This is a genomic window from Lysinibacillus sphaericus, from assembly GCF_005217585.1.
Lineage (GTDB): Bacteria > Bacillota > Bacilli > Bacillales_A > Planococcaceae > Lysinibacillus > Lysinibacillus sphaericus.
On sequence record NZ_SZPT01000002.1, the window covers coordinates 2,202,653 to 2,213,623 of the forward strand.

Genomic DNA, 10,971 nt, shown 5'->3' on the forward strand with positions numbered 1-10,971 from the left:
GCAAGGCATTCAGCGCAAAAACGTCGAAACTAATAGAAAACATCATCGCTAGTATGAGTTTTTCTAAAGCAATGCTACCCATAGTCGATTCATTTACGGTAAATCGGTAGAAACTTACGAGCCATATTCTCGCTATTATATGAGTGAAACAGTATTAAGCTGGTTGAACTTTCTTATTATAAATATCCATTTTTATAATTTCAATATGAATATGCATAATAAGCAGATGCATATCTTCTTTCGGCAGATGCTTATATCTACCACTGAAAAAAGTTTAAATTTTCGGAATTTAATGGTATTTACACATTATTTCATGGTAAACGTTCGTGTTTTGCAATCAATGCTCTGATTATATCAGACTATTTTCGACCTTGCTAGTCATTATTTAGATAAATGGAAAGGTACTGTCATAATGACGACATTTTTGTGAAATAACAGCGATGTACGAATTAATAGACTCGATTGATTGTGTAGCATATGATGCCAACCTTTCTTCGGTAAAAACTGTGGAATGACCACAGTTACTTGATAGCCCGTTTTCGCATATTGGTGTTCTACCTTATCAATAAATTTTTTTAAAGGTTGCGTAATGCTTCGATATGGCGAATAGTACGTAACGAGACGTATATCGGGTTGCCATGCCTTCCACTTCTCTTCAAAAGCTTTGGCATCAGCCTGATCAAATGCTACATAAAAGGCTATAATTTTTTCTACATTCAATGATTGCACATAATGCAGTGAATTTTCTACCACTTTCGTAATCCCCGCTACCGGTACAATAAAAACATTTCCATCTACTATCGGCAATGCTTCTCCATTTAGTCGTAGTTGCTCTCCGACTGCATTGTAATGTTGCTTAATGCGATGGAACATCCAAATAATCATTGGTAAAAAGATAAATACTGGCCATACTTGAGGTAATTTTGTAACAAAGAACATCATCGCCACTACAAAGGAAATGGCTGCACCTATTGTATTTATAACGAATTTCATCACCCAACCATTTGGCTTTTCACGCCACCATTTTCGCATCATTCCAGTCTGCGCTAATGTAAATGGTATAAAGACACCTACTGCATAAAGAGGAATTAAATGCTCTGTAGCACCATCGAACAACACAATAAGGACAATCGCTGCTAATCCGAGCATCATAATCCCGTTAGAATAGCCAAGGCGATCTCCACGAATTTGAAAAATTCTTGGTATAAAGCCGTCTCTTGATAAATTGACTGCGAGTAAAGGGAAGGCTGAATAACCCGTATTGGCAGCAAGCACTAAAATCATAGCTGTCGTACCTTGCACGATATAATAAAATACATTGCGTCCAACACTCGCTTCGGCAATTTGTGAGACAACCGTTGCCTGAGCGTTCGGTACAACTCCGTAGAAATAGGCTAAGCCCACTATACCAATAAACAGCACGGCTAATATACTCCCCATTGCTAATAGCGTTTTCGCTGCATTATTTGGTGCAGGGCTTTTAAAATTCGGGATAGCATTGGATATCGCTTCTACGCCCGTCAATGCCGAGCTTCCTGAAGCAAAAGCCTTTAATAATAAAAACAAACTAATGCCCGCAACTGGCGTCCCGATTTTTGGATGCAACTCAGCAGGAACTTGCCCCGTTGCGACGTTATAGATACCTATTCCAATAAGCATTAACATCACAACAACGAACAAATATACGGGATACGCTAAAACGGATGCTGATTCTGTAACACCACGTAAATTTAATAGTGTTAGGCAAATAACAAAAAACACTGCAATCGGTACATTATAAGCATGTAAACTTGGGAATGCTGATGTAATAGCATCTGTCCCCGCAGAAACACTTACTGCAACCGTTAAAATATAATCAACGAGTAATGACCCACCCGCTACAAGACCTGCATTAACGCCTAAGTTTTCGCGGGACACTACATATGCTCCACCACCATGTGGATAGGCGAAAATAACTTGTCGATAGGATAACGTGAGTGCCACAAGTAGCACCACTACACCTGCTGCAATCGGTAACGAATACCAAAAGGCAACCGTACTTACTGTCATGAGCACAAGTAAAATTTGCTCTGGTCCGTATGCTACTGATGACAATGCATCAGATGATAATATAGCCAATGCCTTTGTTTTACTAAGCTTTTGTTCCCCTAATGCATCGGATCTCAATGGTTTACCGATAACATAACGTTTGAATGAGGATTTCATTTTTAACACCTTCTAGATTTTTAGAGTGTGTTTCGCCTTTCTAAATCAATTACACCTTTGCATAATCGCTCTTTCTAGCTACTGGGGCTTTGGGTGCCAAATGACAACAAAAAACGTCTACAAGTCATCACTAAATACGACTTGTAGACGTTGTAACGTCTGACAAGCTCCAACTTTTCTGCTCTTAACGCTTACGAGGTTAGCTGTCGGATTCGGGCCTGAGTAGCCCTACTCTTGTAAAGAGATTCACCCCAAGAATTGTAGAGACAATCCATCAAAATTGGGTCCCCCGCGTTTAGTTGCTTCAGCGATTTAGAAATTTGAAACTTTTATAATGATGTCATATTACGCCTGTATTAATAAAAAGTAAAGAACAGATTATACGGTTTTCGTAAATTTTTTCCTTATATGTAGAAGCCCATTACTGGTATACGTTTCGGATTATTTTTGCAGATTTCCATGGTTTTATCCGCGATTTAACTCACTTCAGCAGTGATTTCCCTTTGTTTTTTGGCAATGCTAAAAAAATCGAGCAAACTTCTTCACATTTTTCAGTTCTAGCTATAGAATAGTAGTATCATTATTTTCCTATAGGAAACTTTATTTCACTTACGATACTTTTTGAAACGAGGGAACAACATGGCCTATAAACCGATTAATAAGTCGGCAGCCGAAGCTGTTTTAGATGGCGACATAAAAGGCTGGCAACGGATTTTACCCTTTCTAGGTCCGGCATTTATTGCAGCGGTTGCCTATATAGATCCCGGCAACTTTGCCACAAATATTACGGCTGGCTCACAGTACGGTTATTTACTTCTTTGGGTTATTGCCTTTTCCAACTTAATGGCTGTACTAATTCAATCTTTATCAGCAAAACTTGGCATTGCAACAGGAAAGAATTTGCCGGAAATAGCAAGAGAGAACTTTTCTAAAAAAACTTCTATATTTTTATGGATACAGGCTGAACTTGTAATTATCGCAACTGATCTTGCAGAGTTTATCGGTGCTGCCCTCGGTCTATATTTATTATTTAACATCCCAATGCTACCAGCGGCACTAATTACGGCAATCGGCTCATTCGCCATTTTAGAGCTACAACGCAGAGGTTTTAGAGCCTTCGAAGCTGGTATTTCTGGTATGGTGCTAATTGTAGTGCTCGCATTTGCGTTCCAGACATTTTTAGCCCAACCAAATTGGGGTGAAGTGACACTCGGAATGCTGACACCACATTTCGATGGAGTCGATTCCCTATTACTTGCAACAGGTATTTTAGGAGCTACTGTTATGCCGCATGCAATCTATTTACATTCTTCTTTAACACAAAATCGCGTTATTGGTCGTAATGACAATGAAAAACGACGTATTTTCCGTTTCGAGTTTATTGATATTGTAATTGCAATGATTATTGCCGGCGCGATTAATATGAGCATGCTGATTATTGCAGCAGCGGTGTTCCATACGCAAGGATTAGTAGTTGAGGATTTAGACATTGCCTATAATGGATTACGAGATGCACTTGGCCCTATGGCAGCCGTTTCTTTCGGCCTTGGTCTTCTTATTGCAGGACTTGCAAGTTCTTCTGTCGGTACACTAGCAGGAGATGTTGTCATGCAAGGCTTTATCCAGCGTAGAATTCCTCTCTATTTGCGCAGAGCCATTACAATGATTCCACCATTGGTCATTATTGCATCTGGCGTCAATGCAACCTATGCGCTTGTATTAAGCCAAGTCATCCTGTCATTCGGTATTGCCTTTGCGCTTATCCCGCTTGTGATGTTCACAAGTAAAAAGGACATTATGGGTAGCCTCGTCAATCACCGTATCACAACAACTCTTGGCTGGTGTGTCGTTGTCATCGTCGTAGCGTTAAATATCTACCTATTATGGGAAACGCTATTTGCTTAATATAATAAAGATGAAATAATAGAAAAAGTGTTAAAGTGACTGCGTCACTTTAACACTTTTTGCTATGACAATTAGCTGTTACTGCGAGGTTCATTGTCAAATAGATGTGTACAACAAAAATAAAAACTGCCCTAACATTTAGGACAGTTCTCATTATTATTTTTCCACTTTTAAATCGCATTTTTGTAGTGGAATCATTTTTGTTTTATGTTTTATTTTATAGCCTAGCCACAGTATAACAAAGAGTGGGATACCAATATATGAAACAAGCACGCCATACCAGTCAATTGAATCACCCGTGAATGCTGTATAGTTTTGGCCAATGACAACAATCATACATACGGTGAAAGCAAAGAGCGGACCAAATGGATATAACTTTGCCTTGTATGGTAGTAATTTCGGATCCAGCCCTTGTGCTTCAAACGCTCGACGGAAGCGATAATGGCTAAAGGCAATACCAAGCCATGCAATGAAGCCTGACATCCCAGAAGCGTTTAGAAGCCACATATAGACAACGCCATCACCAAAAAATGATGCTAAAAATGCTAGACAGCCTACTGCCAATGTAAGCAGTAATGCATAAATTGGAATGCCACGACGGCTTAATTTTGTGAAAATTTTAGGTGCATGTCCATCTACCGCTAATTGCCATAACATGCGGGATGATGCATATAAACCAGAGTTACCTGCAGACAACATTGCAGTTAAAATAATTGCATTCATTAATGAGGCAGCAAAAGCAATGCCTAAGCGATCGAATACTAATGTAAATGGAGATACCGCAATATCTTCAGATAATAAACGCGAATCCGTAAATGGAATCAACATCCCAATCGCCGCAATAGCTAAAATATAAAATAAAATAATACGCCAGAAGACAGATTTTACAGCCTTTGGAATATTCTTTCCAGGGTCATCCGTTTCTCCAGCAGTGATACCTAATAATTCTGTTCCTTGGAACGAGAAACCAGCTGCTAAAAATATACCGAATGTTGCAAGGAAGCCACCATGGAATGGACCATCACTTATAAAGAAATTCGTGAATCCAACCGGTGCTTGCCCTCCTAAAATACCAAAAATCATCAATAGGCTGACGATAATAAAAACAACAACAGTCGCCACTTTTATCATGGCAAACCAATATTCACTTTCACCATAGCTTCTAACAGATAGTAAATTGAATGTTAGTACAATCACAATAAATACTACTGTCCATAGTGCAGAGGAACTGTCAGGAAACCAATACTTCATAATAAGCGAAACAGCTGCAATTTCTGCTGCAATTGTGATCGCCCAGTTATACCAATAGTTCCAACCAAGGGCAAAGCCAAGTGCAGGATCTACGAATTTTGTTGCATACGTACTAAATGAACCCGATGACGGCATATAGGCTGCCATTTCGCCCAGGCTAGTCATTAAAAAGTACACCATTATACCGATTAATGCGTAAGCAAGTAGTGCACCACCTGGTCCAGCCTGTGCAATAGCGCCACCGCTTGCTAAAAATAGCCCTGTCCCAATTGTACCGCCTAATGAAATCATCGTAATATGACGGCTTTTTAATTCTTTTTTCAGCTTCGGTGCTTTATGGCCGAGCTGATTAACTTTTATCTCACTCACGTTAAAGCTTCCTTCCTTTTATAAGAGGCAAAAAAATGCCATCACATGAACGTTGTGATGGCTAAGTAAATCCTCTGTTTCTTCAAAATGATAGCGCAACACGTTGTCCAACGTGACAGTTCTGTTCCTTTCGGAGACAGCCCCAGCATGAGGTTTTCAAGTCCCCTCACACTTCGGCGATATTTCCTTTCAGCTAACATCTTTAATGCTTGTCATTTCCATTAGCGTACTCATAAATACCGCGACCTCTACCTCAATACAAACATGAGGCATATAATTATTAAATTTATGATGTCTCTTAGTTTAACATACGACCTTAGACATTTCAATAAAACCATTAATGTTCCGTATTTTATGAATTTTCTACTATTTTTAATAGTGTGATAAAGTGTTATAGTGGTTCGAATTATAATTGTTCTATCAGGGAGGTACAAGTTTTGACAACGAACGAACAATCTACTTATCCTAGCAAAAAGATTAACTGGAAGGGAACAACCCTACTGTTGGTCATCGGTGTAATTTTTCTAGCATCTACATTACGTATGCCCTTAACAGTTGTAGGTCCAATTATATCCTTTATACGTGAAGATCTCGGTATATCCAATGTACTTGCAGGCTTCCTTACAACGATACCATTACTTGCATTCGCAATAGTATCCCCTTTTGCACCAGTAGTTGCAAGAAAACTCGGACTTGAATTAACACTATTTTTATCAACAATTTTATTAGCCGTAGGAATTGTCCTGCGTTCACTTGGGACAACGGGATTACTCGTACTTGGTACAATGATTATTGGTGTCGCCATTTCATTTGGTAACGTCCTTATTCCAGGTCTACTAAAATTAAAATTTCCATATCATGTTGGTTTACTAATGGCGTTTTTTACAATGTCTATGAATTTAACAGCGGGAATCGGTGCTGGTATTAGCTATCCTATAGCGAATGCAGTACTGGGCTGGCAAGGTGCACTTGCTATTGCTCTAGCGCTAGTCATATTAACAATTGTGATTTGGTTACCCCAATTAAAGTTTAATAAACCTGAGCCAACTGTAGTCTCTACAAAAGCGCGTATACCATTGTGGAAATCACCAGTTACTTGGGCAGTTACTGGGGCAATGGGGCTACAATCGTTATTATTTTATACTACCGCAGCTTGGATTCCTGAAATTTATATTGCACAAGGCGTAGCCGCTGATCGTGCGGGTTGGATGTTTTCCATCATGCAAATCTCACAAGTGCCTATGGCATTAGTTGTGCCTATCATTGCTAGCAAAATGACATCTCAGCGACCACTCGTTTTAATGTTTACAGCATTTTATGTCATCGGTTTTACAGGTGTTGTGATGGAATGGACTAGTCTTGCTGTGTTATGGATGATATTGCTTGGTTTAGCAGGTGGGGCTTCATTTGCACTTGCCATGATGTTCTTTACATTACGTACACGTACGGCTTTTGAGGCGGCAGATTTATCTGGCTTTGCACAATCATTAGGTTATTTATTAGCCGCAGTTGGTCCAATTTTATTTGGCTATTTACATGATTTATTTGGCGGCTGGGATATCGTTGGGTGGCTATTTGTTGCCGTTACAGCTCTACTCTTCTTCTGTTCATTTAGAGCTTCTAAAAATGAATATATCAATTAATAAGAGGCAGTTCATTTTCTACAATGAGCTGCCTCTTCATCATTAGTATGGGGGTTTTTGGTAAAAATAATTAGGTGTATGATAGACATTTACATACGGCTTATGGAAAATATGTGTCGTTGCAGGCGACAATGGTGGAATCAACCAAGTCCAGTTGCCTGTTAAATCGCGCCCTGCCTTGTGCTCTGCTTCTTCAAATAGCTTAAATTGCTGTGCTGCGGTATGATGATCAACAATACTTACGCCATCTTCTTTAAAGGAATGAAGAACAGCAATATTTAATTCTACTAGCGCACGATCACGCCAAAGAGATGATTGCTTTGTTGTATCAAGATTAAAAATTTCTGCTATCTTCGGTAACATATCATAACGGTCATGATCAGCTAAATTCCGTGCTCCAATTTCTGTCCCCATATACCAGCCATTAAAGGGGGCTGCCTGAAAGTCAATACCCGCCATTTGAAAGCGCATGCTCGATATAATTGGCACCGCATACCACTTCATTCCTAGTTCTCCTACCTTAGGATGTTCAGGGTGACGAATCACAACCTCTAATACATCACCACTTGGGATTGGAAACCATTGCGGTTTTCGGCTATCTACTTGAATCACGAGTGGTAGCACATCAAATGCTGTTCTTGCTCCCTGCCAGCCAAGTGACTCGCACACTTTTGTAAATGGCACCGAATGGGAATCACCAATAATCCCTGCTTCTGTTTCATAACCTGCATAACGTATAAGCTGGTGATTCCATATTTTTACTCTATCAGAGGCAAATACCGTTATAGTCGGACGAATCTTACCTCCATTTGTTGCATATCGAATATGGTGAAGTAATTTCTCAAAAATAGCATGCTCATCTAAAACCTCACGTGCATCCTCAACATGAAGTGATTGCCAAAATAATCTCCCAATACATTTATTACTATTACGCCATGCTACTCTTGCGCCAAAAGTAAGCTCTTCCGTTGTAGGAATATATGCTCCCTCTGTGGCAACTTGCTGTAATCTATTTGTAAGCCATTGTTCCGACTCATTTTGTTCCAATTGATAAAGTGCTAAAAAACGTTGTATCTCTTGTAAATTCATATCGTTTTCCTCCATCTATCCCCATATTAGATGAACAGCATACAATTCACCACGAAAAAATCCGTAAGAAAACATACATCTTTTATATATGAAATACTTTGTTCAAATTTAAAACGGCAAATTAAAAGTTAGATGATTTACACAATACTTAATGCCTTAATGACAATAATTAAATGCTTAAAAAACAAAAAAAGCATGTAGCAAAATTTGCTACATGCTTGATGACCCCTACGGGATTCGAACCCGTGTTACCGCCGTGAAAGGGCGGTGTCTTAACCGCTTGACCAAGGGGCCGTGGCTCCGAAGGCAGGACTCGAACCTGCGACAACCTGATTAACAGTCAGGTGCTACTACCAACTGAGCTACTTCGGAATAATTTTTAAATGGGCCTAAATGGACTCGAACCATCGACCTCACGCTTATCAGGCGTGCGCTCTAACCAGCTGAGCTATAGGCCCCTCTTGGAGCGGGTGATGAGAATCGAACTCACGACATCAGCTTGGAAGGCTGAGGTTTTACCATTAAACTACACCCGCAAAAATGATGGGTCAGGACGGAATCGAACCGCCGACACTTAGAGCTTCAATCTAATGCTCTACCAACTGAGCTACTGACCCGGAAAATGGAGGAGGTAGAGGGATTCGAACCCCCGCGCGGTGTTACCCGCCTGTCGGTTTTCAAGACCGATCCCTTCAGCCAGACTTGGGTATACCTCCGGAATGAAACAATTATGGTGGAGCCTAGCGGGATCGAACCGCTGACCTCCTGCGTGCAAGGCAGGCGCTCTCCCAGCTGAGCTAAGGCCCCATTTGTTAAAAAGATGGTCGGAATGACAGGATTCGAACCTACGACCCCTTGGTCCCAAACCAAGTGCTCTACCAAGCTGAGCTACATTCCGTTCATTTATTGGCGCGCCCGGCAGGAGTCGAACCCACAACCTTCTGATCCGTAGTCAGACGCTCTATCCAATTGAGCTACGGGCGCTAAATATTAAAAATGGTGCCGAGGGCCGGAATCGAACCGGCACGGTAGTCACCTACCGCAGGATTTTAAGTCCTGTGCGTCTGCCAGTTCCGCCACCCCGGCACATTTGGAGCGGAAGACGAGGTTCGAACTCGCGACCCCCACCTTGGCAAGGTGGTGTTCTACCACTGAACTACTTCCGCATGTGCATAAGATTATTTATCCTGGCAATTATAAATTTGAAATATAGATGATGCGGGTGAAGGGAGTCGAACCCCCACGCCTTGCGGCGCTAGATCCTAAGTCTAGTGCGTCTGCCAATTCCGCCACACCCGCAAATATGATGAGCCATGAAGGACTCGAACCTTCGACCCTCTGATTAAAAGTCAGATGCTCTACCAACTGAGCTAATGGCTCATATTAAGAAATAAATGGCTGGGGTACTAGGATTCGAACCTAGGCATGACGGAATCAAAATCCGTTGCCTTACCGCTTGGCTATACCCCAATATTTTATTATGGGGCGACTGATGGGAATCGAACCCACGAATGTCGGAACCACAATCCGATGCGTTAACCACTTCGCCACAACCGCCATATGTAATATAACAGTAGTCTAACCTAAAAAATTTGGCAGGGGCAGTAGGAATCGAACCCACACCAAAGGTTTTGGAGACCTCTATTCTACCGTTGAACTATGCCCCTATTGAATAAAGAGCTGGTGGAGGGGGACGGATTCGAACCGCCGAACCCTAAGGAGCGGATTTACAGTCCGCCGCGTTTAGCCACTTCGCTACCCCTCCAAGGGATGGTGCCGGCGATAGGAGTCGAACCCACGACCTACTGATTACAAGTCAGTTGCTCTACCAACTGAGCTACACCGGCACAAATAAGGACGGTCCCGACCGGGATCGAACCGGCGATCTCCTGCGTGACAGGCAGGCATGTTAACCGCTACACCACGGGACCTTAATTTTATTTGGTTGCGGAGACAGGATTTGAACCTGTGACCTTCGGGTTATGAGCCCGACGAGCTACCACTGCTCCACCCCGCGATAATAGTACTTTCATAATAAATAAATGGTGGAGGATGACGGGCTCGAACCGCCGACCCTCTGCTTGTAAGGCAGATGCTCTCCCAGCTGAGCTAATCCTCCACATAAAAAATAAGCGAAGCGACGTCCTACTCTCACAGGGGGAAGCCCCCAACTACCATCGGCGCTAAAGAGCTTAACTTCCGTGTTCGGTATGGGAACGGGTGTGACCTCTTTGCCATCATCACTTCACTTATTCAGTTGAAAGAACTCGTTCTCTCAAAACTGGATAAACGTTCATTGAATGTTTCAAACTTTTTGGTTAAGTCCTCGATCGATTAGTATTCGTCAGCTCCATGTGTCACCACACTTCCACCTCGAACCTATCTACCTCATCGTCTTTGAGGGATCTTACTTACTTGCGTAATGGGAAATCTCATCTTGAGGGGGGCTTCATGCTTAGATGCTTTCAGCACTTATCCCGTCCACACATAGCTACCCAGCGATGCCTTT

Annotated in this window: 5 protein-coding genes, 21 tRNA genes, 2 rRNA genes and 3 riboswitches; of the genes, 2 read left to right on the forward strand and 26 right to left on the reverse strand. The window is 41.6% G+C overall.

The window, feature by feature from the left end; translation table 11 throughout:
- Positions 1-61: 61 nt before the first annotated feature.
- A riboswitch (purine riboswitch) is annotated at positions 62-163 on the reverse strand.
- 218 nt (positions 164-381) lie between these two features.
- Positions 382-2,205, reverse strand: coding sequence for a potassium transporter KimA (locus tag FC748_RS15860; protein ID WP_024360833.1), 1,824 nt, complete (start codon positions 2,203-2,205; stop codon positions 382-384).
- Between the two features lie 174 nt (positions 2,206-2,379).
- Positions 2,380-2,525: riboswitch (cyclic di-AMP (ydaO/yuaA leader) on the reverse strand.
- Between the two features lie 319 nt (positions 2,526-2,844).
- Here FC748_RS15860 and FC748_RS15865 point away from each other — a divergent pair.
- A complete protein-coding gene (locus FC748_RS15865) occupies positions 2,845-4,110 on the forward strand; it encodes an Nramp family divalent metal transporter (RefSeq protein WP_108030720.1) in 1,266 nt (421 codons plus the stop codon).
- Positions 4,111-4,266: 156 nt separating this feature from the next.
- On the opposite strand, the gene FC748_RS15870 is transcribed toward FC748_RS15865, so the two are convergent.
- Positions 4,267-5,730 (reverse strand): amino acid permease, encoded by a 1,464-nt coding sequence (locus FC748_RS15870; protein WP_024360831.1) that lies wholly within the window; start codon positions 5,728-5,730, stop codon positions 4,267-4,269.
- Between the two features lie 83 nt (positions 5,731-5,813).
- Positions 5,814-5,989, reverse strand: a riboswitch (Lysine riboswitch).
- A 178-nt stretch (positions 5,990-6,167) separates the two neighbouring features.
- On the opposite strand from FC748_RS15870, the gene FC748_RS15875 reads away from it, so the two are divergent.
- Complete coding sequence (locus tag FC748_RS15875) at positions 6,168-7,373, forward strand: CynX/NimT family MFS transporter (protein ID WP_024360830.1); 1,206 nt, start codon at positions 6,168-6,170, stop codon at positions 7,371-7,373.
- 42 nt (positions 7,374-7,415) lie between these two features.
- Here FC748_RS15875 and FC748_RS15880 read toward each other — a convergent pair whose 3' ends face one another.
- The 24 genes from FC748_RS15880 to FC748_RS15995 all read right to left on the reverse strand — a co-directional run.
- Positions 7,416-8,462, reverse strand: coding sequence for a nitric oxide synthase oxygenase (locus FC748_RS15880; RefSeq protein ID WP_108030721.1), 1,047 nt, complete (start codon positions 8,460-8,462; stop codon positions 7,416-7,418).
- A 222-nt stretch (positions 8,463-8,684) separates the two neighbouring features.
- A tRNA-Glu gene (locus FC748_RS15885) sits at positions 8,685-8,756 on the reverse strand.
- Position 8,757: 1 nt separating this feature from the next.
- Positions 8,758-8,834: transfer RNA gene (locus FC748_RS15890), tRNA-Asn, on the reverse strand.
- Positions 8,835-8,846: 12 nt separating this feature from the next.
- Positions 8,847-8,920 (reverse strand) — tRNA-Ile (locus FC748_RS15895).
- Between the two features lie 4 nt (positions 8,921-8,924).
- Positions 8,925-8,998: transfer RNA gene (locus FC748_RS15900), tRNA-Gly, on the reverse strand.
- 8 nt (positions 8,999-9,006) lie between these two features.
- Positions 9,007-9,079: transfer RNA gene (locus FC748_RS15905), tRNA-Phe, on the reverse strand.
- A 6-nt stretch (positions 9,080-9,085) separates the two neighbouring features.
- Positions 9,086-9,178: transfer RNA gene (locus tag FC748_RS15910), tRNA-Ser, on the reverse strand.
- A gap of 15 nt (positions 9,179-9,193) precedes the next feature.
- Positions 9,194-9,269, reverse strand: a tRNA-Ala gene (locus FC748_RS15915).
- 14 nt (positions 9,270-9,283) lie between these two features.
- A tRNA-Pro gene (locus FC748_RS15920) sits at positions 9,284-9,360 on the reverse strand.
- 9 nt (positions 9,361-9,369) lie between these two features.
- Positions 9,370-9,446 (reverse strand) — tRNA-Arg (locus FC748_RS15925).
- Between the two features lie 13 nt (positions 9,447-9,459).
- A tRNA-Leu gene (locus FC748_RS15930) sits at positions 9,460-9,548 on the reverse strand.
- A gap of 5 nt (positions 9,549-9,553) precedes the next feature.
- Positions 9,554-9,628 (reverse strand) — tRNA-Gly (locus FC748_RS15935).
- A 51-nt stretch (positions 9,629-9,679) separates the two neighbouring features.
- Positions 9,680-9,761, reverse strand: a tRNA-Leu gene (locus FC748_RS15940).
- Positions 9,762-9,769: 8 nt separating this feature from the next.
- Positions 9,770-9,842: transfer RNA gene (locus FC748_RS15945), tRNA-Lys, on the reverse strand.
- Positions 9,843-9,857: 15 nt separating this feature from the next.
- Positions 9,858-9,932 (reverse strand) — tRNA-Gln (locus tag FC748_RS15950).
- A gap of 11 nt (positions 9,933-9,943) precedes the next feature.
- A tRNA-His gene (locus FC748_RS15955) sits at positions 9,944-10,019 on the reverse strand.
- Between the two features lie 36 nt (positions 10,020-10,055).
- A tRNA-Trp gene (locus FC748_RS15960) sits at positions 10,056-10,129 on the reverse strand.
- Positions 10,130-10,143: 14 nt separating this feature from the next.
- Positions 10,144-10,227 (reverse strand) — tRNA-Tyr (locus tag FC748_RS15965).
- A 6-nt stretch (positions 10,228-10,233) separates the two neighbouring features.
- Positions 10,234-10,309 (reverse strand) — tRNA-Thr (locus tag FC748_RS15970).
- Between the two features lie 11 nt (positions 10,310-10,320).
- Positions 10,321-10,393: transfer RNA gene (locus FC748_RS15975), tRNA-Asp, on the reverse strand.
- Between the two features lie 11 nt (positions 10,394-10,404).
- Positions 10,405-10,479: transfer RNA gene (locus FC748_RS15980), tRNA-Met, on the reverse strand.
- Positions 10,480-10,505: 26 nt separating this feature from the next.
- Positions 10,506-10,581 (reverse strand) — tRNA-Val (locus FC748_RS15985).
- 13 nt (positions 10,582-10,594) lie between these two features.
- A 5S ribosomal RNA gene (rrf, locus tag FC748_RS15990) occupies positions 10,595-10,710 on the reverse strand.
- 66 nt (positions 10,711-10,776) lie between these two features.
- A 23S ribosomal RNA gene (locus FC748_RS15995) occupies positions 10,777-10,971 on the reverse strand; the annotation flags it as partial.